Origin of the sequence: Streptomyces sp. NPDC058457 (assembly GCF_042720695.1) — a bacterium.
GTDB lineage: Bacteria > Actinomycetota > Actinomycetes > Streptomycetales > Streptomycetaceae > Streptomyces.
Map to the genome: position 1 here is coordinate 82,389 of NZ_JBHXLU010000018.1, position 26,345 is coordinate 108,733.

The 26,345-nt window shown below is 72.7% G+C and carries 22 protein-coding genes and 1 pseudogene; 4 read left to right on the forward strand and 19 right to left on the reverse strand.

Annotated features, from left to right (window positions below; translation table 11 throughout):
- Nucleotides 1-27: 27 nt before the first annotated feature.
- Complete coding sequence (locus ACFWPS_RS17325) at nt 28-1,287, reverse strand: alginate lyase family protein (protein ID WP_383705855.1); 1,260 nt, start codon at nt 1,285-1,287, stop codon at nt 28-30.
- A gap of 129 nt (nt 1,288-1,416) precedes the next feature.
- Here ACFWPS_RS17325 and ACFWPS_RS17330 point away from each other — a divergent pair, with 129 nt between their 5' ends.
- The 3 genes from ACFWPS_RS17330 (at nt 1,417) to ACFWPS_RS17340 (ending at nt 4,631) form a co-directional block, all read left to right on the forward strand.
- A complete protein-coding gene (locus tag ACFWPS_RS17330; RefSeq protein WP_383705857.1) occupies nt 1,417-2,796 on the forward strand; it encodes a uracil-xanthine permease family protein in 1,380 nt (459 codons plus the stop codon).
- Between the two features lie 123 nt (nt 2,797-2,919).
- Nucleotides 2,920-3,606, forward strand: coding sequence for a DUF5995 family protein (locus ACFWPS_RS17335; RefSeq protein WP_383705859.1), 687 nt, complete (start codon nt 2,920-2,922; stop codon nt 3,604-3,606).
- Nucleotides 3,607-3,701: 95 nt separating this feature from the next.
- The gene (locus ACFWPS_RS17340) at nt 3,702-4,631 is read left to right on the forward strand and encodes an LLM class F420-dependent oxidoreductase (RefSeq protein WP_383705861.1); all 930 of its coding nucleotides are present in this window, start codon (nt 3,702-3,704) and stop codon (nt 4,629-4,631) included.
- A 113-nt stretch (nt 4,632-4,744) separates the two neighbouring features.
- Here ACFWPS_RS17340 and ACFWPS_RS17345 read toward each other — a convergent pair whose 3' ends face one another.
- From ACFWPS_RS17345 to ACFWPS_RS17390, 10 genes and pseudogenes are all read right to left on the reverse strand, one after another.
- The gene (locus ACFWPS_RS17345) at nt 4,745-6,442 is read right to left on the reverse strand and encodes a flavin monoamine oxidase family protein (protein ID WP_383705863.1); all 1,698 of its coding nucleotides are present in this window, start codon (nt 6,440-6,442) and stop codon (nt 4,745-4,747) included.
- Between the two features lie 63 nt (nt 6,443-6,505).
- Nucleotides 6,506-7,294 (reverse strand): carbon-nitrogen hydrolase family protein, encoded by a 789-nt coding sequence (locus tag ACFWPS_RS17350; protein WP_383705865.1) that lies wholly within the window; start codon nt 7,292-7,294, stop codon nt 6,506-6,508.
- A 155-nt stretch (nt 7,295-7,449) separates the two neighbouring features.
- Nucleotides 7,450-7,836: a DUF742 domain-containing protein gene (locus ACFWPS_RS17355; protein WP_383705867.1), complete on the reverse strand. Its 387-nt coding sequence runs from the start codon at nt 7,834-7,836 to the stop codon at nt 7,450-7,452.
- Nucleotides 7,837-7,844: 8 nt separating this feature from the next.
- Nucleotides 7,845-8,225 (reverse strand): annotated as a pseudogene (locus tag ACFWPS_RS17360) (roadblock/LC7 domain-containing protein); the annotation flags it as partial.
- A 196-nt stretch (nt 8,226-8,421) separates the two neighbouring features.
- Nucleotides 8,422-10,857, reverse strand: a complete 2,436-nt coding sequence (locus tag ACFWPS_RS17365; RefSeq protein ID WP_383705869.1) for a nitrate- and nitrite sensing domain-containing protein — start codon at nt 10,855-10,857, stop codon at nt 8,422-8,424.
- Between the two features lie 95 nt (nt 10,858-10,952).
- Complete coding sequence (locus ACFWPS_RS17370) at nt 10,953-12,404, reverse strand: HAD-IA family hydrolase (protein ID WP_383705871.1); 1,452 nt, start codon at nt 12,402-12,404, stop codon at nt 10,953-10,955.
- 55 nt (nt 12,405-12,459) lie between these two features.
- Nucleotides 12,460-13,524 (reverse strand): ABC transporter ATP-binding protein, encoded by a 1,065-nt coding sequence (locus ACFWPS_RS17375; protein WP_383705873.1) that lies wholly within the window; start codon nt 13,522-13,524, stop codon nt 12,460-12,462.
- Between the two features lie 6 nt (nt 13,525-13,530).
- Nucleotides 13,531-14,349, reverse strand: a complete 819-nt coding sequence (locus ACFWPS_RS17380; RefSeq protein WP_383705875.1) for an ABC transporter permease — start codon at nt 14,347-14,349, stop codon at nt 13,531-13,533.
- On the reverse strand, nt 14,334-15,233 hold the full coding sequence (locus tag ACFWPS_RS17385; protein ID WP_383705877.1) for an ABC transporter permease: 900 nt from the start codon (nt 15,231-15,233) through the stop codon (nt 14,334-14,336). Before ACFWPS_RS17385 ends, ACFWPS_RS17380 begins: the two co-directional genes overlap by 16 nt.
- A complete protein-coding gene (locus ACFWPS_RS17390; protein ID WP_383705879.1) occupies nt 15,230-16,390 on the reverse strand; it encodes an ABC transporter substrate-binding protein in 1,161 nt (386 codons plus the stop codon). Before ACFWPS_RS17390 ends, ACFWPS_RS17385 begins: the two co-directional genes overlap by 4 nt.
- A 236-nt stretch (nt 16,391-16,626) precedes the next feature.
- On the opposite strand from ACFWPS_RS17390, the gene ACFWPS_RS17395 reads away from it, so the two are divergent.
- Nucleotides 16,627-17,367 (forward strand): GntR family transcriptional regulator, encoded by a 741-nt coding sequence (locus ACFWPS_RS17395; RefSeq protein ID WP_383705881.1) that lies wholly within the window; start codon nt 16,627-16,629, stop codon nt 17,365-17,367.
- A 41-nt stretch (nt 17,368-17,408) separates the two neighbouring features.
- On the opposite strand, the gene ACFWPS_RS17400 is transcribed toward ACFWPS_RS17395, so the two are convergent.
- From ACFWPS_RS17400 to ACFWPS_RS17435, 8 genes are all read right to left on the reverse strand, one after another.
- Nucleotides 17,409-18,659, reverse strand: a complete 1,251-nt coding sequence (locus ACFWPS_RS17400) for a cytochrome P450 (protein WP_383705883.1) — start codon at nt 18,657-18,659, stop codon at nt 17,409-17,411.
- Nucleotides 18,659-20,005 carry a hypothetical protein gene (locus tag ACFWPS_RS17405; protein ID WP_383705885.1) on the reverse strand — a complete coding sequence of 449 codons (1,347 nt, stop codon included), beginning with the start codon at nt 20,003-20,005 and terminating at the stop codon, nt 18,659-18,661. Before ACFWPS_RS17405 ends, ACFWPS_RS17400 begins: the two co-directional genes overlap by 1 nt.
- Entirely contained in the window at nt 20,002-21,303 is a 1,302-nt protein-coding gene (locus tag ACFWPS_RS17410) for a glutamine synthetase family protein (RefSeq protein WP_383705887.1), read from the reverse strand. Before ACFWPS_RS17410 ends, ACFWPS_RS17405 begins: the two co-directional genes overlap by 4 nt.
- Nucleotides 21,300-22,778, reverse strand: a complete 1,479-nt coding sequence (locus tag ACFWPS_RS17415) for an APC family permease (protein ID WP_383705889.1) — start codon at nt 22,776-22,778, stop codon at nt 21,300-21,302. Before ACFWPS_RS17415 ends, ACFWPS_RS17410 begins: the two co-directional genes overlap by 4 nt.
- 218 nt (nt 22,779-22,996) lie before the next feature.
- The gene (locus tag ACFWPS_RS17420; protein ID WP_383705944.1) at nt 22,997-23,080 is read right to left on the reverse strand and encodes a putative leader peptide; all 84 of its coding nucleotides are present in this window, start codon (nt 23,078-23,080) and stop codon (nt 22,997-22,999) included.
- 34 nt (nt 23,081-23,114) lie between these two features.
- Complete coding sequence (locus ACFWPS_RS17425) at nt 23,115-24,173, reverse strand: Lrp/AsnC family transcriptional regulator (RefSeq protein ID WP_383705891.1); 1,059 nt, start codon at nt 24,171-24,173, stop codon at nt 23,115-23,117.
- A 70-nt stretch (nt 24,174-24,243) separates the two neighbouring features.
- Nucleotides 24,244-24,696, reverse strand: coding sequence for an Lrp/AsnC family transcriptional regulator (locus ACFWPS_RS17430; protein ID WP_046726552.1), 453 nt, complete (start codon nt 24,694-24,696; stop codon nt 24,244-24,246).
- Nucleotides 24,697-24,866: 170 nt separating this feature from the next.
- Nucleotides 24,867-26,309: a GuaB1 family IMP dehydrogenase-related protein gene (locus ACFWPS_RS17435; RefSeq protein WP_383705893.1), complete on the reverse strand. Its 1,443-nt coding sequence runs from the start codon at nt 26,307-26,309 to the stop codon at nt 24,867-24,869.
- Nucleotides 26,310-26,345 lie beyond the last annotated feature (36 nt).

Genomic DNA, 26,345 nt, shown 5'->3' on the forward strand with positions numbered 1-26,345 from the left:
CAGGAGCCCCGGCCTTTAAGGGGCCGGTCAGCCCGCGATCGAGTCCAGCTGCTCGGCGGCCGGCCGCAGCGCCCAGAGGTCACCGCCGGGCGGCGTCTCGAGCCGCCGTACCGCCTGCTGGGCCGCCTTGTCGCCGGCGTCGGCCGCCGCGTGCACGACGTCGCTCGCCGCGTAGCGGTGGAACTCCAGCTCCGGATACGGCCAGGCGGCGGCGCCGGTCGCGGCCGGCAACAGGTAGTCCACGGCCTTGGACAGGCTCTGCCCGTCCGGCCCCTGGTAGGTCCACAGGTTCACGCCGACGTGCCGGCCGATGGCCGCGAGCCGGGTGTAGGCGACCAGGTCGAAGGTCGAGTAGTGCCAGCTCCTGGTGCGGGCCAGCTCCTGCGGCTGGCTGCCGTCCGCCGCGATCTGCGGGTCGATCCGCTTCGCACGCGCGTCCAGCACGGTCTGCCTGGCCAGCGCCTTGTCACCGGTCGCATAGGCGAGGGCGGCGAGCTGCATGTCGTAGAAGGTGCCGTGGTTGTTGGCGGCGGCCCCCTCCTGCTTGCCGAAGGCGCTGTTCTCCAGCCAGTCGCGGAAGTCCGTGTTCCAGCTCCGCATCCCCGCCCGGTCCCCGGCGCTCCAGCCGGGTGCCCCGGTGCCGAGGATCGCCAGCGCGTCGACCACGCTCGTGTACGACTGGGAGAAGTCGATGATCCCGATGGCCCGGCCGTCGTACTTGCACGGGATGAACTGGGCGTGGTTCAGGTTCGGGTTCATCCGGGTCGCCGGGTCGAGGAACCAGGTGCGCAGGATCTGTCCGGCCTTCTCGGCGTACTCCCGCTTTCCGGTGTAGTACCAGGCCAGGGAGAGGTCGTACGTCGAGTCGAAGACCTTCTCGACGTCCTGCCGGTCGGTGCCGCTGTCGACCTCGGGATTGCGCTGGCCGTCGCGCTGGACGTAGGGGCAGCCCCAGGGGTTGTCGGCGGTGGGTGCGGTGGTGGGCCACCAGTAGGGGGCCTGGCTGAGGTAGTCGTGGACGTCACCGCCCGGGGCGGGCCTGGGCTTGTCGACGACCGTCCAGGGGCCCTGGTCCAGCCAGGTGTCGGCGCGGCTCGTCAGGTCGCGCAGCGCGCGCCGCAGTTGCGGGTCGCCGTCGCGCAGTTCGGCCTTGGTGCGCTGGAGTCGGGCACCGTCGAGGACGGCGGTGTCCGGGGCCTTGGCCGCGGCATGGGCGGAGGGGACGAGGACCGCTCCGAACGCCACCAGAGTCGTCAGCAGAACGGCCGCGCGGGATCTTCCACTCACCGAGCACTCCGATCGTCTATTCAGACTTATGAACATGGTTCACGAATAGGACCGTGTGAGCGTAGAACCGCCAGGTAGCCGTGACAATGGTTCGGACCGTCTTCACGTACAAAGAAAGCGAAGCCCACCATGGATCTCGGCGTGCGCTGGAAACTGCACGGCGACGGGCGCACGCCCGCGCCGGGAGCGGTGGTACGGCCCGACGAACGGCTCTCCTGGCCGCGCACGGTCGGGCTCGGCGCCCAGCACGTGGTGGCCATGTTCGGCGCCTCCTTCGTGGCGCCCGTTCTGATGGGCCTCGACCCCAACCTCGCGATCATGATGTCCGGCGTCGCGACCGTGATCTTCCTGCTGGCGACGCGCGGCCGGGTGCCCAGCTACCTGGGCTGTTCGCTGTCCTTCGTCGGGGTGGCCGCCGTCATCCGCGCCCAGGGCGGCACCAGCGCCACCGTGACCGGCGCGGTCTTCGTGGTCGGCGCGGCGCTGTTCCTGGTGGGTGCGGCGGTGCAGCGCTTCGGGGCGCGGATCATCCACGCCACGATGCCGGCGATCGTCACCGGCGCGGTGGTCATGCTGATCGGCTTCAACCTCGCGCCGGTCACCGCCTCCACCTACTGGCCGCAGGACCAGTGGACCGCCCTGCTGGTGATGGCGTTCACCGGTCTGGCCGTCGTCTGTCTGCGTGGTTTCTGGTCCCGCATCGCGATCTTCCTGGGCCTGGTCTTCGGGTACGCCCTCTCCTGGGCCCTCGACCGGATCTTCGGCCGGATCCACTCCATCAGCCCGGGCGGCAAGGTCACCGACCACTGGCGTCTGGACCTCTCCGGCGTCGGCAGGGCCGACTGGATCGGGCTCCCGTCCTTCCACGGCCCGTCCTTCCAGTGGTCGGCGATCCTCGTCGCCCTGCCCGTCGTCATCGCCCTGGTCGCCGAGAACACCGGGCACATCAAGGCCGTCGGCGAGATGACCGGCGACCCGCTGGACGACAGGCTGGGCACGGCGATCTCGGCCGACGGCGTCGCCTCGATGCTCTCCACCGCCGTGGGCGGCCCGCCCAACACCACCTACTCCGAGAACATCGGCGTGATGGCCGCGACCCGCGTCTACTCCACCGCCGCCTACTGGGCCGCCGCCGGCTTCGCGCTGCTCTTCGGCGTCTGCCCCAAGTTCGGTGCGATCGTGGCCGCGATCCCGGGCGGGGTCCTCGGCGGCATCACGGTCATCCTCTACGGCATGATCGGCCTGCTCGGCGCCCAGATCTGGCTGCATGCCAAGGTCGACCTGCGCAACCCGCTCAACCTGGTCCCGGCCGCCGCCGGCATCATCATCGGCGTCGGCAACGTGAGCCTGAAGTTCACCGACACCTTCTCCCTCAGCGGCATCGCCCTCGGCACCCTGGTGGTCGTCATCGGCTACCACGGCCTGCGCGCCCTGGCCCCGGCCCACCTCAAGGGCCGGGAACCGCTCCTCGACGAGGGCACCAGCGCCTACGACGACACCCAGCCGTAGGCGGGCGGCACCTCCTTCCGCGCGGCGCGCACCCCTTCCCATGCGGCGGGTCCGTTCCCCCGTTCCGGGGAAGCGCCGGGCCCGTCGGCACGCGCGCCGGGCCGGGGCTGGGACCCTTCCCCCATGGCGCAGTTGCACCACCTCACCGCTCCGGTCGGCACCGTCGTCGCCCGGATGCGCGCCCTGGACGCGGACCTGCCCGAGCGGGACGGCATCGCGGTCTTCAACCGGGTGTACCTCACCGTCACGGAGGAGGTCGAACGGCGCCTGGACGCGGGCCGGTTCACGGACCCCGGGGCCGCGGCCACCCTCGACGTGCGGTTCGCCGAGCGCTACCTGGCCGCCGTGGCCACGGAGGCGGCGGGCCGCCGACCCCCGGCCTGCTGGCGGCCGTTGTTCCAGTTCCGCCGCCATCCCGGGGTGCGCCCGCTGCAGTTCGCGCAGGCCGGGATCAACGCGCACATCGGGCACGACCTGGCGCTGGCCGTGGTCGACGCCTGCCGCACGCTCGGCTGTGAACCGGCCGACCTGGAGGACGAGTTCGACCGCGTGGGCGAACTGCTCGTCTCGCTGGAGGAGCGCATCCGCGAGGATCTGATGCCGGGGCCCGACGTGCTCCAGATCGCCGATCCGCTGACCCATCTGCTCGGTTCCTGGAGCCTGGAGCGGGCTCGGGACGCGACCTGGTCGGCGGCCCGGGCACTGTGGGCGCTGCGCAGGTTCGAGGACCTGGTCGAGGAGTTCACCGAGCGGCTGGACGCGGCCGTGGGTCTGGCGGGCCGGATGCTGCTCACGCCGCTGCGGGACTGAGGTGGCCGGTTCCGATCGGCCGTGAGCCTTCGCCGGAATCCCCGGGCCTCCGCCTTACGTTGACGGCTGGCACCCGACTGCAAAGGAGCACCGGTATGACCACCCGGCTCGGCTTCGGCCTCCCCCAGATGCGGCAGTACTCCCTCGGCACCGACGTCCCCGACGTGGCGCGCGCAGCCGAGCAGATCGGTTACGACAGCCTGTGGGTCTTCGAGCGGGCCCTGTTCCCGGAGCCCGCCACCCAGGGCCTGTACAACGTCCCGGGCCTCCCCTGGCCCGACGAGTACCGGAGCGTCGCCGAACCGCTGGTCACGCTGACCCTGGCCGCCGCGGCCACCGAGCGGGTGCGGCTGGGCAGCAGTGTCCTGGTGGCGCCGCTGCACAACCCCTTCCAACTGGCCAGGTCCCTCGCCACGCTGGACGCGGCGAGCGGCGGCCGGGTGCTGGCGGGCTTCGGCACGGGCTGGTCCCTCGACGAGTACGCGGCCGCCGGAATCCGGCCGTTCGTGGAGCGCGGCAAGGTGCTCGACGAGCTCATCGACGTGTGCCGGGCGGTGTGGGGCCCCGACCCGGTGCGTCACGACGGACAGCTCACGAAGATCGCCTCCGCCGTGGTCGGCCCCAAGCCGGCCCGGCCGATCCCGATCCTGCTGGCGGCGTCCAACAAGAAGGCCCTGACCCGGCTGGTCGACCGCGCCGACGGCTGGCTGCCGGTGGGCATGGGCGCCGAGCAGCTCGCGGCGCAGTGGCAGGGGGTGCAGGACCTGGCGGCCGAACGCGGCCGGACGGAACCGCTCCAGACGGTCGTGCGGGTCAACGCCACGTACACGCCCAAGGCGTACGACGGCTCCGACCGCCGTCCCTTCCAGGGCAGCGCCGACCAGATCGTCGAGGACCTCGTGGCACACGCGGCGGTCGGCCTGGAGGAGATCCTGATCGACCTCGAGTCCACCCCGCGGGACGCCCAGGAGCTCAAGGACGTCGCCGCCGAGGTGTACGAGAAGGCTCGGGCTGCCGGGGTCTGAGGGCTCCCTGCAACAGGCTGTCTGTCGTCTGCGGCGCCGTCGTGGCTGGTCGCGCCCACGCGGCGGAGCCGCACTATGGATACAGCCCCGCGTCCCTTACGGGGCGCTGCCGCTCAGTTCTCGGGAAGCTCCACCGGCGCGATCTCGTCGTAGACGTCACCGGGGCCGGGGTTGACCGCGTCGGTCTCCCCGCCGAAGTGGTGCATGACGCCCCAGACCGCGTTCAGCGCGGTCTGGACGGCGCCCTCGGCCCAGCCGGCCGTCCAGGAGATGTCGTCGCCCGCGAGGAAGATGCCCCGCTTGTCCGCGGGCAGCCGGTCCTGCATGAAGTGCGTGAACAGGCGCCGCTGGTAGCGGTAGTGACCCGGCAGGTTGGCCTTGAACGCGCCCATGAAGTAGGGCTCGTTCTCCCAGGAGACGGTCACCGGGTTGCCGATGACGTGCTTCCTGATGTCGACCTTCGGGTAGATCTCGCCGAGCGACTTCAGCATGACCTCCATCCGCTCGTTCGCGGACAGCGGCAGCCACTTCAGGCTGTCGTCGCACCAGGTGTAGGAGAGGCAGATGACGGCGGGCTTGTCCGGGCCGTCGTCGAGGAGGTAGGTGCCGCGCGTCATCCGGTCGGTGAGGGTCATCGACATGACGTCCCGGCCCGTCTCCTCGTCCTTGTCCAGCCAGAACGGCCGGTCGACGGGCACGAACAGCTTCGAGGACTCCATGTAGTGGGTGCGCTCGATCGCGGTCCAGTGGTCGATCGGGAAGAGCGAGTCGTCGCAGGCGATCTTGGAGAGCAGCATCCAGGACTGGGCGGTGAAGATCGCCGCCTGGTAGGTGCGGATGTCGCCGTTCGCGTCCGTCACCGTGATCCGGTTGCCGCTGGTGCGGTGCAGCCGGGTCACGGCGGGGCGGGGCTCGCCGTTCTCGTGCAGCTTCGCGAGCGACGTCCCGTACGCCCAGTGCACGATCTTCTCGGGCTCGCGTTCCCAGAGCCGCAGCGGCAGCTGCTGGGAGCCGCCGACGATGCCGCGGTGGTGGTCGTCGGCCTCGGTGTAGACGACCCGCAGGATCTCCAGGATGGAGTTGGGGAAGTCGGTGTCCCAGCCGCCGGTGCCGAAGCCGACCTGGCCGAAGATCTCGCGGTGCCGGAAGGACCTGAAGGCGTCGGAGTCGCAGAGGAAGCCGTAGAAGGTCTGGTTGTCGAGCTTCTCGACGAGCTTCGCCCAGATCTCGCGGATGCGCGGCACGTCCCGCTCACGCATCGCGCGGTTCATGTCGGAGAAGTCGGCGCCCTCGTCCAGGCACTTGTTCCAGGCGGCGGCGACGTCCCGGTAGACCTGCGGGAGATCGTCGATCGTCTCGGCGTAGTGCGACTCGCCCTTGAGGTCGACGACGGTCGAAGGGGTCACCTCCGCGAGGGGGTTGGGGAAGGGCCGGGTCTCCAGGCCCACCAGGTCGATGTAGTGCTGGAGGGCGGTGGAGGAGGGCGGGAAGCGCATCGCGCCCATCTCGGCGGTAAGCAAGGGGTCGCAGCCCTCGAAGCCGACGGTCCGCAGCCGTCCGCCGATCTCGTCGGCCTCGTAGACGACCGGCTTCAGGCCCATCTTCATCAGCTCGTACGCGGCCACGATGCCGGACAGGCCGCCGCCGATGACCGCGACCTCGGTGCCGTGCTCGGTCGCGGGTATCTGGCCGAGGCCCGCGGGGTGGGCGAGGAAGTCGTCGTAGGCGTAGGGGAAGTCCGGGCCGAACATGGTGATCGGCGGCTGCTGCTCGTCGGCGTGCTCGACGGCGTTGGGCACCGTGGACGTCATGGGGTACGGACTCCTTGCGAAAAGCTGGAAGAAGAGAAGAGCAGAAGGGCGGGAGGGAGGAGGTCAGCTCAGGGACCCGTAGAGGCCGGGGCGGCGGTCCTTCAGGTACGGGTTCGCCTCGCGGGAGGCGGCGAGGAGGGCGGGGTCGACGTCGGCGAGGACGAGTTCCTCGCCGCGGCCGGCCCGGGCGCGGGCGACTCCGTCGGGTCCGGCCAGCGCGGAGAGCCCGAAGAACTCGAACTCGCCTTCCTGGCCGATGCGGTTGGCGTAGGCCACGTACATCTGGTTCTCCCAGGCCCGCACCGGGACCAGGGACTCGGCGACGAGCTCGAACGGGTGCATGTTCGCCGTCGGGACGAGGAGCAGGTCGGTGCCGGCCAGGGCATGGGCGCGGACGAGCTCCGGGAACTCCACGTCGTAGCAGATCATGATCCCGACGGTGAGGCCGTTCAGCTCCGCCTGGACGACCGGCTGGTCGCCCGGGGTGAAGTGGTCCCGCTCGAAGCCGCCGAAGAGGTGGGACTTGCGGTAGTTCGCGAGCCGGGTGCCGTCGGCGGAGACCAGCTGGGCGGAGTTGTGCACGCGGTCGCCGTCGCGCTCCGGGTACCCGTAGGCGATCGCCAGACCGTGCCGGTGGGCCAGCTCGGCGATCGCGTCCGCGCTGTCGCCGTCGGCGGGCTCGGCGAGGCGGGCGATGTCGTCGCCGATCGCGTAGCCGGTCAGGAACATCTCCGGGGCGACCAGCAGCGCGGCGCCCGCGGCAGCGGCCCGGCCGGCGGTCTCGTCGAGCACCTTGAGGTTCTCGACGGTCGAGCCGGGGCGGCCGGAGCTCTGGAGCAGGGCGGTGCGCATGCGTGTCCTCACCGGGTACGGAGGGTGGTCTGGGGGGCCAGTTAGACCGTACGGTCGGCGGGCCGGGCCGGACAAGAAGGAGCCGTTGCGTGCCGGTGAGCGGTTCGTTGCGTGCGGCGGGGGCCCGGCGGCGATTCGTTGCGCGGGGCCGGAGCTCAGAGCTCTCGCAACCGCTCCACGATCTCCTTCAGCAGTTCGGGGTCGGCGGCGGGGCCGGCCGGCTCCACCCGGCGCGGTGCGTCGATCCGCACCAGGCCGGCCTCGGCGAGATCGCCGAGCAGCACGCGTACGACGGTGAGCGGCAGGTCGGCGTCCGCGGCGAGCTCCACGACCGGCCGGGCACCGCGCCGCACCAGGGCGAGCAGGGCGGTGCGGGCATGGTCGACGTACGGGCGGCCCGCGTCCGCGCCCATGTCCACCGCCGTGACCTGGGACATCAGATCGATGGAGTGCCGGCCGGAGGGTTCGGTACGGCCCCGGGTCACGGTGTAGGGGCGGACCAGCGAGCCGGTCTCGTCCTCGTACCAGTGCTCGTCGCTCACCGCGGTCGTCAGGGGGCCGAGCGTGCGGCGGCGTCCAGGTGCCGGCCGAGGCGGCGGACGAGCAGGGCCATCTCGTGGGCCAGCTGGCCGACGTCGGTGCGGACGTCGCTGAGGACGGCGAGCCGGCTGCCGTGTCCGGCCGGGGTGACGAAGAGATAGGCGTCGTCGAGCATCACCATGGTCTGCCGCACCTCCCCGGCACCGAACCGGTCCCCCGCCGAGCGGGCCAGGCTGTGGAAGCCGGAACACACCGCCGCGAGGTGCTCGATGTCCCGCCGCCGCATCCCCTCGGAGTGGCTGAGCGGCAGTCCGTCGGCGGTGAGCAGCACGGCCTGCCGGACGTGGTCGGTCCGAGCGACGAGATCGTCGAGAAGCCAGCCGAGATCGCTCCCGGGCCGGTCACCGGGTCCCGGGCCGACAGGGGGCTGTGGGCCGGGGGCGGCGTCCGGGGCCGGGGCGGATGCCGAGGCAGAGGCCGGGGTCGAAGCCGAAGCCGGGGCCGAACCCGAGGCAGAGGCGGAACCCGATACCGGGGCCGGGGCGGAAGCCGAGGCAGAGGCCGGGTCGGGGGGCTGGGGGTGGTCGTTACTGGTCATCGTCGGCACGGGTCCCTTCCTCGGTGTGGTTCGGCTCCTCGGTGCCGGTCGGCATTCCCCTGCGCCCCCGCTCCAGGCCTCGCTGGAAGGCGCCGAAGACCGCTCGCATCTCGTCGGCGTCCAGATCGCGCTCGACCGGCCGGGCCTGGGCCTGCGGGCCGGCGCGCAGTTCGGGGGCGAGGGAGGTCTGACGAGTGCGGGTCGGCAGGGCCGGCGGCGCTTCGGGAGACAGGTCGTCCGTCCGGGCCGAAGGCATCTCGGGAGACGAGGCGTCCGTCCGGGCCGAAGGCGTCTCGGGAGGCGAGGCGTCTGTCCGGCCCGGCGGCGGCTCCGCCTCGCGGCCAGGTCCGCGCGCGCCGGGCGTCGCCGCCTCCCCCGCGGTCGCCGTGTCCCCGGATGCCGGCAGAACGCCGACCGCCGATGCCGGTCGGCCTCCCCCGGGTGCCGGCGGTCGCCCGGGTTCCGCCGCGGATGCCCGCCGCCCGAGCGAGCCTCCCCGGCGGCCGCTGTCCGGCGCCACCTCCGCCAGCACCTCCCCCGGCAGCAGCACCACCGCGGTCGTCCCGCCGTACGGCGACTCCTGCAGGGTCACCTCGATGCCGTGCCGGGCGGCCAGGCGGCCCACGACGTAGAGGCCGAGCCGGTCGTGGCGGGTCGGGTCGAAGGCGTCGGGGGCGGTGAGGGTGCGGCGGGCCTCGGCGAGCTGGTCGGCGTCGAGGCCGAGGCCCCGGTCGTCGATCTCCAGGGTGAAGCCGTGGCCGACCCGGCCGGTGCGCAGGGTGACCCGGGTGTGCGGCGGCGAGAACACCGTGGCGTTCTCCAGCAGCTCCGCGAGCAGGTGCACGACATCGGCGACGGCGTCCGCGGCCACGCCCACCTCGGGCATCGGCGGCACCACGACCCGCGGGTAGTCCTCGATCTCGCCGACCGCCGACGACACCACGTCGGCGACCGGCACGGGCCGCCGCCAGCGTCGTCCGGGGGCCGCGCCGGAGAGGATGATCAGGCTCTCCGCGTGCCGGCGCATCCGGGTGGTGAGGTGGTCGATGCGGAACAGCTCGCCCAGGACGACCGGGTCGTCGGTGCGCCGTTCCAGCGTGTCGACGAGTTTCAGCTGGCGGTGGACGAGGGCCTGGTTGCGGCGGGCGATGTTGAGGAGGACCGCGAACAGGCCCCGCCGCAGCGTGGCCTGCTGGACCGCGGCCTCGACGGCGGCCAGCCGGGCCCGGTTGAACGACCGGCCGACGTCCCCGATCTCGTCGTTCCCGGCCTCCCCGGCGGCCAGCGGCGGCGCCTCGGTGACCGCGTCCACGTCCTCGCCGGCGCTCAGCCGCTCCATCAGGGCGGGCAGTTGGCGCGCCGTCAGCAGGTCGGCGGCGTCCCGCAGGGTCTCCAGGCGGCGTGAGATGCGGCGCGCCCCGCGCACCGCGAACCACAGCGACAGTCCCACCGCCACCAGCCCGAGAACGCCGACGACGAGCGTCTTGTCCAGCTCCCTGAAGGCGAAGGCCCGTCCGCGGGCGGCGGAGTTCTCGGCCGCCCGTGTGCACAGCAGCATGTACTGCTTGACGGCCCGGTCGGTGGTGGACCGCCAGGTGTCCGCGGCGACGGCCGCACCGGCCCGGTGCGCGCCCGCCCGCAGCAGCGCGTCCTCGCCGCGCACCAGCGAGCGGTGCAGCGCGCTGCTCTGGAACGTCTCGAACAGCGCCCGCGAGTCCGGCGGCAGGTCCGGGACATAGGTCCGCTCGAAGACCCGCCGGTCCTCGATGGTCGCGGTGAGGGTGCCGTACTGCGCGTCGGTGAGCCGTCCGGCGGCCCGCGCCCCGGCGACCAGCGCGTCCTCGCGGGAGACGAACTCCCGTACCCGAACCAGCTCGATGACGACCTGTGACTCCCGGGCCAGCTGTCCGGCCTGGAGTGCGGTGAGGGTGGACTCGACGTCGAAGCCGGGTGCCACGAGGTCGCTGTAGCCGGCCACGGCGCGGTCCCAGGAGATCTTCCGGGACAGCACCTGCCCGCGCAGGCTCTCCAGCCTGCCGGTGGCGGTCACCATCGCGTCGAGCGCCGCGCGCTGCCGGTCGCTGAGGCGCCCGCGGTCGCCGTCCCGGATCGCGTCCCGCATGGCGTCCACCGCCCGGTCGGTGCGCCGCTGCTGGGCGAGCAGGTCGGCGCCGGCCGCCGGGTCCGGGCGGGCGCCCAGGTAGGCCGCCGACAGCCGCCGTTCGATCTGGATCTGCCCGACGGCGGTGTCGACGGGGGTGCCGAAGTCGTCGTACACCCCCTGGAGCCGGATCAGCGCGCGTAGCTCGGCAGTGACGGACACCATGGCGAAGCTCCACAGGGCCGTCAGCGCGACGGCTGGGGCGAGTGCGAGCGCCACGATCCGCGCACGGACGGTGGTGGGTTGCCCGACGGGCCAGCGCATGGGTTACCTACCGGTGTTACCAGCCAGTAAGGGGGGCCCGCACAACTTACGGGATCGTCCCCCCGACCGCAATGGTTGCCCCGGGTAACCCCTGATCAGGGCTCGACGGCAAACGTGGTGACGACAGCCGCGTGGTCGGAGGGCCAGTCGTTGCCCGCCACTTCGGGCCAGGGCGCCGGGGAGCCGGTGACCCAGGTCCGGGAGTCGAGCACGCGCAGCCCCCTGTGCAGCACGTAGTCGATCCGGTCCTGCGGTTCGGGCCGCCCGCTGCCGTCCTCGTGGACGGGGTGGATGGGCGACCAGGTGTGGCCGGGCGCGGCGGCCGGGTCCGGGTGCGCCTCCCGGTAGGAGTCACGGAACCCGGCATCCTCGGCGGCCCTGGTCACGGGCCACCCGATGACCGTCCAGTCCAGGTGGGACGGGCAGTTGAAGTCCCCGACCAGGACCACGGGTACGTCCCCGTCCCCGATCCACCGCAGGGCCTCCCGCATCTGCCCGAGCCGCACCTCCTCGTGGGCGGTCAGCTCGTCGGCGCCCAGCCCGTCGAAGTGGAACTCGTAGGGCCCGTACGGCGTGTAGTGCAGATGCGCGGTCCAGATCTCGACCTCGTGGCCGGGCCGGACGGCGATCCGCACCCCGGCGGCTCCGTAGAAGCCGACGTCCGGGTCGCCGAGGCGGGCGGTGATCGGAAAGCGGCTGATGATCCCGAGGTTCTCGCCCGCCGTGTGGTGGTGCCAGCCGAGGGCCTCGGCGATTTCCCGCGCGCTGGTCCCGGCGGTCTCCTGGAGGCCGACGACGTCGGCGCCCGCGTCCATGATCGCCTTGACCTGCTTGGCACGGTGGTCGTCGATCCGGCTGCCGCCGAGCCACAGGTTCCAGGACATCACCCGGAGTTCCGGTGCGGCCATCTCGTTCAGCTCCTTCGGGGTGACCCCGACCAGCGTGTCACGGACGGTCCGGCCGGGCGCGCCGCCGATCGGGGCGAGCGAGGGCACGGCCAGGACGGCACAGCCGGCGGCCTCGGCCGAGGCGACCCCGGTCTCGGTGTCCTCGACGGCGACGCAGGCCGCCGGGTCGACGCCGAGGGCGCGGCAGGCGGCCAGGTACGGATCGGGGGCCGGCTTGGTGCGTCCGGTGTCGTCGGCGGTGACCGAGGTGGCGAACCGGCCGGCGCCGAGGGCGTCGAGGACGAGGTCGGCGACCGCGCGTGGGGACGCGGTGACCAGGGCGGTGGGGACGCCGGCCGCGGCCAGCGCGTCCAGCAGGTCGAGGGCGCCCGGGCGGGGCACGATGCCGGTGCGGACGCGGTCCGCGAACTCCCGGTGCAGCCCGGCCGCCAGAGCCGCGGCCGGGCGGCCGGTGGCCGCGGCGAGCCAGCCGGCGGTGTACTCCACCGGCCGGCCGAGCACCTCCGGTTCGTCGGCCTCGGTGAGCGGCCGCCCGGCGACCTGTTCCACCGCCTCCCACCACAGTCGCTCGGTGTCGACGAGCGTTCCGTCCATGTCGAACAGGACGGCCTGGAGCGGGAGTCGTGGGTGGGGGGTCACGTTGTTGTCATTCCTCACTGATGGCTGGTGAATGCACTACTGGCTGGTGGATGCGCTACTTCTGGGCGCGCTCCGCCACGAGCACCGGCCGCTCGGGCAGGGACACGCTCGCCGCGGATCCGGCACCCAGCTCGGCGGCCTCGTGGGCGGGCAGGTCGGCCTTGGCCTCGGTGCCGTCGGCGAGCCGTACGGTGACCCGGACGACCGCGCCCAGGAAGGCGGTGGCGACGACGGTGGCCGTACCGGCCCCGTCCGCGCGCACCTGGACCGCCTCGGGCCGGACCAGGACGTCGACCTCGCCCGCGCCGGGCGCCTGGCCGTCGACCGGCAGCCGCTGCCCGAGCACCTCGACGGTGTCCTCCTTGAGCGTCCCCGGGATCCGGCTCATCGTGCCGACGAACTCGGCGACGAAGGCGGTGGCCGGACGACCGTACAACTCGGCGGGTTCGGCGCACTGTTCGAGCCGCCCGGCGCGCATCACGGCGACCCGGTCGGCGATGGACAGCGCCTCCTCCTGATCGTGCGTCACGAACAGCGTGGTGATGCCGAGTTCCTGTTGGAGGCGGCGGATCTCCTCGCGGAGGCTGAGGCGGACCTTGGCGTCGAGCGCCGACAGCGGCTCGTCCAGCAGAAGTACCCGCGGCCGCAGGGCGAGCGCGCGGGCGAGCGCGATGCGCTGCTGCTGGCCGCCGGAGAGCTGGTGCGGGAACCGCTCCCCCTTGTCGCCGAGCCCGACGAGGTCCAGCAACTCGGCGGCCCGCGACCGCCGTTCACTCGTGCGCACCTTGCGCATGCGCAGCCCGAAGGCCACGTTGTCGACGGCGTTCAGATGCGGGAAGAGGCTGTACGACTGGAAGACCATCCCGGCGTCACGGCGGTGCGCCGGGACGTGGGTGACGTCCTCGCCGTCCACCAGGACGGCGCCGGAGTCGGGGTGTTCGAAGCCGGCGAGCATGCGCAGCGCGGTGGTCTTGCCGCAGCCGGACGGGCCGAGCAGGGCCAGGAACTCGCCCGGCTGTACGGTCAGGTCGAGTCCGTCGAGGGCGACGGTGGCGCCGAACTCGCGCCGCAGCGACCGGAATTCGACGGTCGCGGCCTTCTCAAGGGTGGCGGTGGTCATGGTGTGTCATCCCCGGGAGGAAGCGGTTCGGTCACGGCCGCCGGCACCGGCGAGCGCGAGGAGCAGGGCCCAGGTCACCAGGAGACTGAGCACGGAGACGGCGACGGACATCTGGGCCTGCGAGCCGCCGACGTTGTAGATCCACACGGCGAAGGGCTGGTAGCCCAGCAGCGAGGCGACCGTGAACTCGCCCAGCACCAGGGCCAGGGTGAGGAAGGCCGCGTTGAGCAGCGCCCCGCGCAGATTGGGCAGCACGGCCCGCACGAGCGCCTGCGGCCAGTTGGCGCCGCAGCTGCGGGCGGCCTCGACGAGGGTGCGCACGTCGATCGCGCGCAGCCCGGCGTCCAGCGCCCGGTAGACGAAGGGCAGTGCCATCACGACGTACGCGAGGACCAGGACGACCGGGAAGGTCGGGTTCTGGATGGCGACGAACGTCTCGAACAGCGGGGTCTTGGAGAGGTAGTCCGGGCCCCACTTGAGCACGGTCGCGATGCCGGCGACGAACGCGATCGGCGGCACCACCAGCGGCAGCGAGCAGAGGATCTCGACGACCGGGCGCAGCCTGGGCGCGCTCAGCCGCAGGGCGACCATGGCGGGCACCATCAGCAGCAGCACGACGGCGATGGTGGCGACGGCCAGTTCCAGCGAGAGCACCAGGCTGGAGAGGAAGCCGTCGGCGGACAGGATCTGGCTGTAGGCGTCGAAGGTGATGCCCTGGCCGGGCACGTCGACCGTGAAGACGACGGAGGCGCCCAGCGGGACCAGGAAGTAGAGGGCGGCCAGGCCGAGGACGGCCCAGCGCCAGGGGGTCAGGCGTCGAGCCATCGGGCGCTCCGTCGTTGCAGGGGCAGGTACAGGGCCATCACCACACCGGCCACCAGCACCATGTCCAGGCTCAGGGCGAGGGCCACGTTCTCCTGGCCGACCAGGACGTTGCCGGAGATGGCGTCGGCGATCTGGAGGGTGACCAGCGGGACCGCGCTGCCGACCATCGCGGCGGCGGTGGCGTAGGCGGCGAAGGCGCTGCCGAAGAGCAGTACGAGCCCGCCGAGGAGCGAGGGCGCGAGGACCGGCAGGGCCACGAACCGCCAGTACTGCACGCCGGTGGCGCCGTTGTTGAGCGCGGCCTCCCGCCACTGGGCGCGCAGTCCGTCCAGGGCCGGGGTGATGGTGAGGACCATCAGCGGGATCAGGAAGTACAGGTAGACGAGGACCAGGCCCCAGAAGCTGTAGAGGTTCCAGCCGTGGTCCGTGAGGTGCAGGTGTGTGGTCAGCACACCGGCGTTGCCGAGGGTCGCGACGAACGCGAACGCCAGCGGCACGCCGCCGAAGTTGGCGAGCACTCCGGAGGCGGTGAGGACGGCCTCGCGCAGTACCCGGGAGCGCGAGCTGACGACGGCCTGCGCGAGCGGCAGCCCGAGGACGGCGGCGATGAGGGCGGAGAGCGCGGACAGCTTGACGCTGCCGGCGAGGGCGGTGAGGTACGGCCCCTGGAGGGAGTCGCTGAGGTTCCGCCCGGTGTACGAGGACACCCCGCTGGTCGGGTCCTTGACGGTGAACGCGCCGTTCAGCATGGCCACGGCCGGCAGCCCGAAGGCGATGGCCGTGAAGGCGAGGAGCGGGACGACCGCGAGCCAGCCGGGGGCGCGGCGCCGCCGCTTCTGGGAAGCGGCGGACGCCACGTCGGCCCGCGTGAGCGTGGCCGTCATCCGGAGACGGCCTTCGACCAGCCCGTCGCGATGACCGTCTTGGCCTTGTCCTGCTGGGCCTCGGTCGGGAAGGTCGGCGTGCCGGTGACCGCGGGGAGCTTGGCGGCGGCGGTCTTGTCCAGCGTGCCGGCCGTCTCCATCGAGGACATCAGGACCGGACGCGCGTACCCCTTGAGCCACAGGTTCTGGCCCTCGGTGCTGTACAGGTACTCCTGCCACAGGCGGGCGGCCGCCGGGTGCGGGGCGTCCTTGTTGATGGCCTGCGAGTAGTACTGGGCGTACTGCCCGTCGCTCGGGATGGTGACCTTCCAGTCCACGCCCTTGGACTTGAACTCGTCGGCGTAACCGGCGTTCAGGTAGTCCCAGTCGATGGAGATGGGCGTCTCGCCCTTCTCGACGGTGGCCGGGGTGGACTCGACGGGCGTGTAGTTGCCGTTCTTCTTCAGCTTGGCGAAGAAGTCCAGGCCGGGCTGGATGTCGTCGAAGGAGCCCTTGTTGGCGAGCGCCGCCGCGTACACGCCGCCGAACGCCGAACCGGACTTGGTCGGGTTGCCGTTGAGGGCGACCTGGCCCTTGTACTGCGGCTTGAGCAGGTCGGCGAAGGTGGTCGGGCAGGTCTTGACCCGCTTCGCGTCGCAGCCGATGGAGATGTAGCCGCCGTAGTCGTTGTACCAGCGGGCCTGCGGGTCCGCCTGGCCCGTGGGGATGTCGGAGTACGAGGTCACCTTGTACGGCGCGAGCAGCCCCTGCTGGGCGGCGCTGAGCGCGAACGAGGAGCCGAGGTCGAGCACGTCCGGCGCGCGGTCCTGGCCCTTGCGCGAGGTCACGGCGGTGATCTCGTCCTGGCTGGAGCCGTCGGGGCTCTCGTCCTCGATCTTGATGCCGTACTTCTTCTTGAAGCCGTCGATGATGGCGCCGTAGTTCGCCCAGTCGCGGGGCACCGCGATGATGTGCAGCGTGCCCTCCTTCTTGGCGGCGGCGACCAGCTTGTCCATGCCGCCGAGGTCGGCGGCGGAGGTGGCGGTGGCGGCGTTCTTGCCGTCGGAGGTGGTGGACGACGTGTTGTCGGGGGCGGCGCCGCAGGCGCTGAGGGCAAGCGCGGCTACGGCGGCGAGGGAGCCGCCGAGGAGGGCGGTTCTCGGCAGGGACACGGTCACGGTCTCTCCAGGAGTACACACGAGGGTGGGTGGCGCTGTGGCCGGCGCCGGGCGAACTTGTCTGAACAAGTTGGCTCACAGTACGCCCGGTGCGGATGTCGGGACTGTGAACTCCGGAAAAACCCTGGCCCCCAATTCCCTGCACAGTCCTGGCCGGTCCGGGGCTGACACGAATCACCCAGGAACGTCGATTAGGCTGGTCACGCTGTGCACAGCGGCCTATCCAGAGGGGAAGCATGACGGCGCGACACGAGGAGATCGCCGACGAGCTGCGGCAGGCCATCGACCGCGAGGAGTACACCGTCGGCAGCCGGCTGCCCTCGGAGACGGAGCTCGCCGCGGAGTACGCCGTCTCCCGCGGCACGGTCCGCCAGGCGGTCGCCGCACTCACCGCCGAAGGGCTGATCGGCTCCCGCCAGGGCGCCCGCCGGGTGGTGCTGGCCAGCCGCCGCAGCCAGAGCTTCGCGGAGCTGCGCAGCTTCGCACAGTGGGCTAAGGCGATGGGCCGCGAGGCGACGGGACACGTGGTGTCCCAGGACTACCGGCCCGCCGCCCAGGAGGACACGGTCCGCCTCCAGCTCCCCGCCGGCACCCCGGTGTTGCACGTGCTCCGGGTGCGGGGCCTGGACGGCGAGCCGGTGTTGCTGGAGCGAACGGTGTACGCGGACTGGATCTCGCCGGCGGTCGAGGCGATAGAGCCCGAGTGCCCGTCCGTCACCCAACGCCTGTACGAGGAGACCGGGTTGGTCTTCGCGTACGGCGAGCACGTGATCGACGCGGTGGCGGCGGGGGCGCAGGACGCGGAGCTGCTCGGCATCCGCCGTACGAGCCCGCTGTTGCGGGTGCGGCGCGTGACGACGACCCGCGAGGGCCGGCCGGTGGAGTGGTCTGACGACCGCTACCGCTCGGACGCGGTGAGCTTCAGCGTGCACAACTCCATCGGGAACAACGCCCTGGCCAGGAAGACCGCGGAGTAGGAGCGGCGCCGTCTCACCCGTGCCGGTGCACCGGTGCCGTCTCACCCGTGCCGGTGCACCCGTACCGGAAGCGACTTGAGGCCGTTGGTGAAGTTGGACCGCACCCGGCGGGCGGGCCCGTCGGCGTGCAGGGTCACCCGGTGGGCCAGGAGTTCCTCGAACACCACCCGGATCTCCCCCCGGGCCAGGTGCTCGCCCAGGCAGCGGTGCGGGCCGCCCCGGCCGAACGCGATGTGCGGGTTGGGGTCACGCGTGACGTCGAAGCGGTAGGGGTCGGCGAAGACCTCCTCGTCCCGGTTGGCCGAGGTGTACCAGACCACGACCTTCTCCCCCGCCCGGATCCGGCGGCCGCGCAGCTCGGTGTCGCGGGTCGCGGTACGCCGGAAGTGGTGCAGCGGGGTGGTCCAGCGCAGCACCTCCTCCACCGCCGCGCCCAGGTCCGCGCCGGCCAGCAGCAGTTCCCACTGGCCGGGGTGGTCCAGGAAGGCCTGGATGCCGAGGGACAGCGCCGAGCGGGTGGTCTCGTTGCCCGCCACCAGGAGCAGCAGGAACATCGCCTGGAACTCCTGCTCGCTCAGCGGCAGTTCGTCGATCCGCGCCTGGGCGAGCCGGGTCACCACGTCGTCCAGCGGACGGGCGGTGCGCTCGGCGCGCAGCGCGTTCGCGAACGCGTGCATCTCCAGGGCCGCGGGGCTGCGGAACGGCAGCAGCCGGTATTGCTCGGACTCGGGGCTGTCCGGCTGCACCTCGCTCAGGTCCGGGTCGGTGTTGGCGATCAGCCGGTCGCTCAGCTCGACCATCAGCGGCTCGTCCGCGGCGGGCACGCCCAGCATCCGGCACAGCACCCGGATCGGCACGGCGGTGGCCAGGTGCTCGACCGCGTCGAACCGGCCCCGGTCGAGTGCCGCCCGCACCAGGGGCCGTACGACCTCCCGGATGTCCTCCTCGTGGCGCAGCGCCTGGCGGCGGGTGAAGTCGCCGACCAGGGTGCGGCGCAGCCGGGTGTGCCGCGGCGGGTCCATGTCGAGCATGGACTTGCGGGTCGCCAGGGCGTCCGGGTCCAGGTCCTCCAGGGCGGTGGCCCCGGTCTCGGAGGAGAAGGTCGCGGTGTCCCGGGAGACGGCCACCACGTCCTCGTATCCGACGACCGCCCAGAATCCGGGTCCGTCCGGCTCGGGGTGCCAGTGCACCGGGTCCTCGCGGCGCAGCCGGTCGAAGTCGGCGTAGGGGACGGCCTCGGCGTAGCGGTCGTTGTCGGTCAGGTCGACGGCGTGCACGGTCTGCTCGGGCATCAGCGGTGCCACCTGTCCAGGTGGTCGCGGACGTGGGCGGGCAGGGCCTCGCCGGGGTAGTAGGCGTCGTAGAAGGCGGTGTCCAGGTGGTGCGCCTGGTACCAGACGGTGGTCAGGAACGGGTCGATGGTGGCGGGGAACCGGCCGTAGTGGTCCCAGACGTAGCGGAACCAGGTCTTGACGGCCGCGATCGCCTCCGCGGAGGGGCGCGGGATCCGGGAGACCAGGCCAGGGTCGGTCCAGGGGGTGGGTCCGCCGCCGGTGAAGGTGCCCGTGGGACCCCAGCGCAGGGCCACCACGAAGTCGACGGCGTCCTCGACGGTGGCGTGGTACGGCGGTACGGCGCCCTCGAACAGGCCGTCGAGGCCGACCGGGATCTCCTCGCCCGCGCCGACCGGCGCCCAGTCCGGCACCCGGTGGAAGCGGAAGCCGAGGCCGCCGGCGGGGCCCGCGCCGCCGATGGCGTGCCAGTGCCGCTCGCCGCCCATGGTGACCCGGCCCTTGCCGCCGTTGAACGGGTGGCCGCCGAGGCCCAGCGCCTGGGTGGCCGTCATCAGGTTGGCGACGACCAGGCCGGACTCGACGCCGTTCGCGTCGACCATCTGCCAGCGCTCGAAGTCGGCGAGGTCGACCGGGTGGCTGTCGTCCAGCAGGCCCGACTCGGCGAAGGGGCGCAGGGGTTCGTTGCCGAGCCGCTGGTCGACCAGGTAGTAGCCGTGCGGGCGGTCGAAGTAGAGCAGCAGCGCGGAGATGCACTGCCGGGTCAGGTCGGCGATCGGGATGAAGAGGGTGGTGCCGGGCAGGTTGATGTTCTGCCGGTTGAAGGCGAACAGGTTGGGGCGGCGGCGCGGGATGTCAAGGCGGCCCTCGGTCAGCCGCACGGCGTTGCCGAGCCAGCCGCGGTGCTCGTCGGTGGTCCGGTTCTGCAGATAGGCGTCCGGGCGGCGGTCGCGCTGGGGGATCAGGTAGGTGCCCTCGTCGTTGGTCCAGAACACCTCGGTGGAGTGGTTGGCCAGCGGGCTCGGGTAGGTGCGGCCGGTGAAGCTGGCGAGCTTGTCGCCGCCGGTGGTGCGGCCCTCCTCGTCCAGGAACGACCACTCCTCGCGGACCACCCCGGTGATCCCGGACGCGGCGGCGACCAGCACCGCCTCCTCGTCGGCGCTCAGCGCCAGCGGCTCCCGGGCGGAGTCGAAGGCGAGCGGGCCGGTGAGGGTGCCGCCGAGCGGGAAGCGCCGGGCGCGCCGCTCGAAGACGGCCCGCAGGGCGGGGAACCGGGCGGCTTCTTCGAGCAGTTCGGGCGGGGTGGTGGGGTGCGGGCCGCGCTTCGGGTCTTCGGTGGTGCTCACAGGTTCCTCAGATAGCGGTCGGTCTCCCAGGTGGTCACCCGGGTCGTGGAGTCGTGCCACTCGGAGTCGGCGAGCACGGCGTAGTCGGACACGACGTCCTCGCCGAGCAGCGCGGCCAGCCGCCGGTCGGCTCGGGCCTCGGCCGCCGCCTCCGCGAGGGTGGCGGGCAGCGGCGCCGGGTCCCGGTCCGCGGGTGGCAGGTCCAGGCCGTCCTCCAGGCCCGCGGCGACGGCGGCGAGCGCGGCGGCCAGCGCCAGGTACGGGTTGGCGTCCGCGCCGGGGGTGCGCAGCTCGATCCGGCTGGACCTCGGGGTGTCCACCAGTGAGCGGACGGCGACGGTACGGTCGTCGCCGCCCCAGTCGGCCCGGTGCGGGGCGAAGCCGCCGGGCTCGAAGCGCTTGTACGAGTTGACGGTGGGCGCGCCGAAGAGGGTCAGCCCTGGCAGGTGCCGTACCAGCCCCGCCACGGCGGCACGCGCGGTCTTGCTCGCCGCTCCCGCCTCGGGCGCGAAGGCGGGCTCGCCGTTCTGCCACAGCGACAGGTGGATGTGGGCCGAGCTGCCCGACTGCCCGTTCAGCGGCTTGGCCATGAAGGTCGCCAGCAGGCCCTCGCGGCGGGCCAGTTCACGTACCGCGTAGCGCAGCCGGAAGGCGTCGTCGGCGGCGGTCAGCGCGTCCTGGTGGGCGAGGTTCAGCTCCACCTGGCCGGGCCCGTACTCGGTGAGCACGCTCTCGACGGGCACGAACGCGGTCAGCTCGTCGGTGAACCGGCCGAGCAGCGGGTCGAGTTCGTTCGCCAGCTCCAGCGAGTAGGCGTGCAGGCCCTGCGGGAGCGGGCCGCCGTCCGGGCGCAGCAGATAGAACTCCAGCTCCAGGGCGGCACGGACGCTGTGTCCGAGCCCGGCCAGGTGGTCCAGGACCCGGCGCAGCACCGCGCGGGGCGAGGCCGGCGAGGGCGCGCCGTCGTGGCCGTACACGTCGGACAGCACCTGCCCCGCCCCCGGCCGCCAGGGCAGCGGCCGATAGGTGGCCGGGTCCGGTACGGCGTAGGCGTCCGGGTAGCCCCGTTCGGGGGCGCCGAGTCCGGCGCCGGTCTGCACCTCGCCGAGGGCGTTCCAGGCGAGCGAGCCGTCGCAGAAGGCGACGCCGCGGCCGGCCGCGGCCTCGGGGTAGCGGGCCGCGGGTATCCGCTTGCCCTGTACCCGGCCGTAGGGGTCGGACCAGGCGACCTCGACCTCGCGCAGGGAGCCGTCGGCGAGCGCCGCGGCCAGGGAGTCGTCGGGCTGCTGCTGTGTCATGCGGGCTGCTCCTCGGCCGTCGCGCTCGGATGGGCGCTGATCGTACGGCTGCCCAGGGCGCGGGCCCGGTCCGGGTCGCGGCGCAGCAGGGACAGGTACCAGCCGAGGCCGGCCAGGACGATCCCGGCGAAGGCGTACGGCAGCACGTCGACCGGCCAGGCGGGCGCGGGCACCAGGTTCTTGTAGGTGACGTAGCCGATCGCCAGCACGGCGAGGACGCTGACCACGGCCACCGCGGCGACCGGCTCGCGGCGGCGGCGCAGGTGCAGCGGCAGGGCGAGGGCGAGGGCGACCAGGAGGTAGGCGAGCAGATAGCCGAAGGTGCCGAAGGCCGCGGTCCAGGCGTAGACCTCCAGTTCGCCGCTGCCGGTGGCGATCAGCACCAGCGGCAGCAGCCCGGAGGCGGCACCGAGCAGGTGGACGGCCAGGTGCGGGGTGCGGTGCACCGGGTGGGTGCGGCCCAGCAGGGCGGGCAGCACGCCCTCCCTGCTGAGGTTGTACAGACTGCGTGCGGCGGCGTTGACGCCGGCCGAGCCGCAGGCCACGGCGGAGACGACGATCCCCGCGTTGAGCAGCGGGGACAGCCAGCCCACTCCGGAGGCCCGGGTGAGTTCGTTGAGCGGGGCGGCGGAGGTGGCCAGGTCGGCGGCCGAGCCGTAGCCGAGCACCTGGACGTAGGTGCTGACCAGGTAGAGCACGCCGGCGCCGAGGACGGTCCCGATGACGGCGCGCGGGATGGCGCGGAACGGCTCACGGGACTCGGCCCCGAGCGATCCCGCCGACTCGAAGCCGACGAACACCGCCACGGCGAGCACCGCGCCCGGCATCACGGTGTTCAGGTCGATGCCCTTCGCGGTGAACTGGGCGGTGTCGAACCGGAGTCCGAAGTGGACCACGGCGGCACCCAGCGCCACCAGGATCACCAGCAGCGAGACGGCCTCGACCACGATGCCGAAGCGGGTCGACAGACGGACGCCCCGCACCGGCAGGACCGAGGCCGCGGCCGCGGCCAGGAACAGCAGCACCAGCTGGGCGGTGGTGCCGGTCGCCGGGACGCCGGCTGACTCCAGCAGCGCCCCGAGGTAGACCGCGGCACCGACCAGGCAGGCGGCGGCGATACCGACGTAGCCGACGACCAGGCCCCAGCCGGTGACGAAGGCGGGCCCGCGGCCGAGGCCGAGGAAGACGTAGCTGTAGAGGGAACCGGCGCTGGCGGCCCGGCGCGCGAACTGCGCGACCACCCAGGCGATCAGCAGGGCGATGACGGTTCCCACGGCTGTCGACCACAGCGAGCCGTTGCCCGCCGTGAGGTAGACGGCGGGGATGGTGCCGCCGATGGCGATGCTGGGGCCGGTGGCGGCCAGCGACTGGCCGAACACGTCGAGGGCGGAGACCGCGCCGGCGGCCAGGCCCGGGTGGGCCGGGTCCTCGGGATGGCGGGAGGTGGTGGATTCTGACGAGGCGTCGACGGACATGGGTGTCTTCCGTGAAGGGTGTGGCGCACAGCGGGAGTGGCGCGCAGCGGGAGGTCCGGGCCGGCGTCCGGGCACGCGGGAGCCCTGGGCGGGACCGGGCGGACGCGGGGCGCGCGAAAGGGCGCGCGAACGCGGGACGGGGTGGGAGCGGTGGTCCGGAGGCGGACCGGGGCCGGGTCAGGCCGGCGCGGGTCCGGGAAGGTGTCCGGGAGGGCGCGTCAGCGCACGTGACAACAGCAGGCGCTCGCGACGCGACACAGGTCGACCTCGCGGCGGGCGGTCAGCACGGAATTCCTCTCCACGGCACGGGATGCTAGGCGCGGCCGGAAAACACCGTCAAGGAGTGTGTGAGAAATATCGACATCCGGACGCAAGGTATGAGTCAAAGAGACACACAGTCCGGCTCGACTGAGTCAAAACGCAATGGCGAGGCGCTGTTGTGAACGATCCCGTCGGCCCCGCCCTGCGCAGCGACTCCACCACCAGCGTCGTCCGCACCTGGTCCACCTCCCGCGCCCACCCGGAGTCGACGAGGAACCGCTGCAGCTCCTCCCGCGACTCGTGCGCGGTGTTCACCAGCAGCGGGAAATCGCCCGCCAGCGCGGCCAGATAGCGCACCGCCGGCAGACTCAGCAGCCGCTGCGCCGTCTCCTCCATCGCCGCCGGCCGCACCCGCACCCACAGCAGGCCCTCGACCGGAAAGCCCAGGGCGGCCGGTTCGACCACGGCCCTGATCGCGAGGCGCGCACTGCTCTGCAGCGCCTCGAGCCGCCGCCCGGCCGTCGCCTTGGACACGCCCGCCAGCGCCGCCAGTTCCTCCAGGGTCAGGCGCCCGTCCCGGGCCAGCGCCCGCAGGATCGCCCGCTCGTCCGGCGTACGGTCCACCGGCGCCGGGGTCGGCCCCTGCACCGGCACCGCCGCCGGCTCCAGGACCGCCGCCTCCGCGGCCGTCAGCAGCCCCGGGCGCCACTCCCGCGCGGTGCGGTAGTAGTGCAGCACCGGGTCGGTGGCGATCGCCGCGACGCCGGGCAGTGCGGACAGTTCCTCGCCGGTCAGCTCCGCCAGCCGGGCCGCGGGGCACTGCAGCTCCGCCACCACGTCGTCCGTGCCGGTCACCCGGCAGCTGAACACCGCGTCCTCACGGGCCGCCAGCGCCCGGCCCGCCTCTGCCGCCCGGCCGGGCCGGCAGCGCAGCCGCACCACGACCGTCTCGGCGAAGTTCTCCAGCCCGACCACCCGGACCAGCCCGCTCTCCAGCAGGCGCGTCCCCCGCCGGGCAACCGTCCGCTCGCCCTCGCCGAGCGCCTGCGCGACCGATCGCCAGGAAGCCCGGCCGTTCACCTGGAGGGCCGCGATGACGCGCAGATCCAACGGGTCCATCTGAGGCAGGGGCATCACCCCAGTACATCAGACCCCGCGAACGCCCCGGCAACCCCACCGGAGGCACCGCAGCGGTACGCCCGGCTCAGCCCGGCGCGCCCGACGAGAAGCGCCGCAGCAGCGGCGACAGCACCAGCACCGACTTGGTCCGTTCCACGAACGGCTCCCCCGCGATCCGCTCCAGCACCCTCTCGAAGTGCCGCATGTCGGACGCGAAGACCTGCACGACGGCGTCGGCCTCACCGGTGACCGTCGACGCGGCCACCACCTCCTGGTAGCGCTCCAGGCCCCGCTGGATGGTCTCCGGGGACGTGTTGCGCCGGCAGTAGATCTCGACGAACCCCTCGGTCTCCCAGCCGAGTGCCGCCGGGTCGACCCGTACGGTGAATCCGGTGATCGCCCCGGTGGCGCGCAGCCGGTCCACGCGCCGTTTGACGGCAGGCGCGGAGAGGCCGACCAGTTGCCCGATGTCCGCGTAGGAGCGGCGGGCGTCCTCGGCGAGGGCGTGCACGATGCGTTCGTCGAGATCGTTCAGCAAGGGGTCGTTCAGCTCTCAGGTGGTGCAGGACGGGACCGGCGGTAGCCGTACACGAAGTAGAGCACGGGCGCGCCTGTTCGCCCCGACAGGGGCGCGGGGCCGTATCGATGCGCGGCTCCGCCGCGCGGGCGCGACCAGCCACAACGCACCGTCACCCGACAACGCTTCGGTCAGCTCCAGCTCGCGTGCAGCGGCTTCCCCTCCGCATACCCCGCCGCGCTCTGGATCCCGACGATCGCCTTCGCCGCGAACTCCTCCAGGGACCCGGCACCGGCATAGGTGCACGACGACCGCACGCCCGCGATGATCGAGTCGATCAGGTCCTCCACGCCCGGCCGCGACGGGTCCAGGAACATCCGGGACGTGGAGATGCCCTCCTCGAAGAGCGCCTTGCGGGCCCGGTCGTAGGCCGACTCGTCCGACGTGCGGTTGCGTACCGCCCGCGCGGAGGCCATGCCGAACGACTCCTTGTACAGCCGCCCGTCGGCGTCCTGCTGAAGGTCGCCCGGGGACTCGTAGGTACCCGCGAACCAGGAGCCGACCATCACGTTGGACGCACCGGCGGCCAGCGCCATGGCGACGTCACGGGGGTGCCGGACACCGCCGTCGGCCCAGACGTGCTTGCCGTACTTGCGCGCCTCGGCGGCGCACTCCAGGACCGCCGAGAACTGCGGCCGGCCGACACCGGTCATCATGCGGGTGGTGCACATGGCACCGGGACCCACGCCGACCTTGATGATGTCCGCGCCGGCGTCGACGAGGTCCTTGACCCCTTCCGCGGAGACGATGTTGCCGGCCGCGATCGGGACGTCCGGGTCGAGGCCGCGGACCAGCTTGATCGCGCTGATCATCGACTCCTGGTGGCCGTGCGCGGTGTCGATGACGAGCGTGTCGACGCCCGCGTCGAGCAGCTGCTTCGCCTTGTCCGCGAAGTCGCCGTTGACGCCGACGGCGGCGGCGATCCGCAGCCTGCCGTGCGCGTCGGTCGCCGGGGTGTACAGGGTGGCGCGCAGGGCGCCCTTGCGGGTGAGGATGCCGGCCAGCTTGCCGTCCCGGTCGACCGCCGGGGCGTAGCGGCGGTTGGCGCCGTCCAGCTTGTTGAAGGCCTCGCGGGGGTCGATGTCCGCGTCGAGCAGCAGCAGGTCGCGGGACATGACCTCGGCGAGCTGGGTGAAGCGGTCGACGCCGGTGAGGTCCCGGTCGGTGACGACGCCGACGGGGCGGCCGTCCTCGTCGACGACGACACCGGCGTTGTGCGCCCGCTTCGGCAGCAGGGCCAGCGCGTCGGCGACGGTCTGGTGCGGAGCCAGCACGATCGGGGTGTCAAGGACCAGGTGGCGGCTCTTCACCCAGGTGATGACATCGGTGACCACGTCGATCGGGATGTCCTGCGGGATCACGACGAGTCCGCCGCGCCGGGCCACCGTCTCGGCCATCCGCCGGCCCGCGATCGCGGTCATGTTGGCGACGACCAGCGGGATGGTGGTGCCCGTGCCGTCCGGCGAGTTGAGGTCCACGCCCTGACGCGAGCCGACCGCGGAGCGGCTCGGCACCATGAAGACGTCGTCGTACGTCAGGTCGTACGGGGGCTGGATGTCATTGAGGAAACGCACGTGCCGCACATCCCGGTCGATCAGAGGTGACCCCCG

Bases quoted from the DNA above. Each gene is read 5' to 3' on its own strand.
- ACFWPS_RS17330 (WP_383705857.1), top strand. From the start codon at position 1,417: ATGGATCTCGGCGTGCGCTGGAAACTGCACGGCGACGGGCGCACGCCC.
- ACFWPS_RS17335 (WP_383705859.1), top strand. From the start codon at position 2,920: ATGGCGCAGTTGCACCACCTCACCGCTCCGGTCGGCACCGTCGTCGCC.
- ACFWPS_RS17340 (WP_383705861.1), top strand. From the start codon at position 3,702: ATGACCACCCGGCTCGGCTTCGGCCTCCCCCAGATGCGGCAGTACTCC.
- ACFWPS_RS17345 (WP_383705863.1), bottom strand. From the start codon at position 6,442: ATGACGTCCACGGTGCCCAACGCCGTCGAGCACGCCGACGAGCAGCAG.
- ACFWPS_RS17350 (WP_383705865.1), bottom strand. From the start codon at position 7,294: ATGCGCACCGCCCTGCTCCAGAGCTCCGGCCGCCCCGGCTCGACCGTC.
- ACFWPS_RS17365 (WP_383705869.1), bottom strand. From the start codon at position 10,857: ATGCGCTGGCCCGTCGGGCAACCCACCACCGTCCGTGCGCGGATCGTG.
- ACFWPS_RS17375 (WP_383705873.1), bottom strand. From the start codon at position 13,524: ATGACCACCGCCACCCTTGAGAAGGCCGCGACCGTCGAATTCCGGTCG.
- ACFWPS_RS17380 (WP_383705875.1), bottom strand. From the start codon at position 14,349: ATGGCTCGACGCCTGACCCCCTGGCGCTGGGCCGTCCTCGGCCTGGCC.
- ACFWPS_RS17385 (WP_383705877.1), bottom strand. From the start codon at position 15,233: ATGACGGCCACGCTCACGCGGGCCGACGTGGCGTCCGCCGCTTCCCAG.
- ACFWPS_RS17395 (WP_383705881.1), top strand. From the start codon at position 16,627: ATGACGGCGCGACACGAGGAGATCGCCGACGAGCTGCGGCAGGCCATC.
- ACFWPS_RS17400 (WP_383705883.1), bottom strand. From the start codon at position 18,659: ATGCCCGAGCAGACCGTGCACGCCGTCGACCTGACCGACAACGACCGC.
- ACFWPS_RS17410 (WP_383705887.1), bottom strand. From the start codon at position 21,303: ATGACACAGCAGCAGCCCGACGACTCCCTGGCCGCGGCGCTCGCCGAC.
- ACFWPS_RS17415 (WP_383705889.1), bottom strand. From the start codon at position 22,778: ATGTCCGTCGACGCCTCGTCAGAATCCACCACCTCCCGCCATCCCGAG.
- ACFWPS_RS17425 (WP_383705891.1), bottom strand. From the start codon at position 24,173: ATGCCCCTGCCTCAGATGGACCCGTTGGATCTGCGCGTCATCGCGGCC.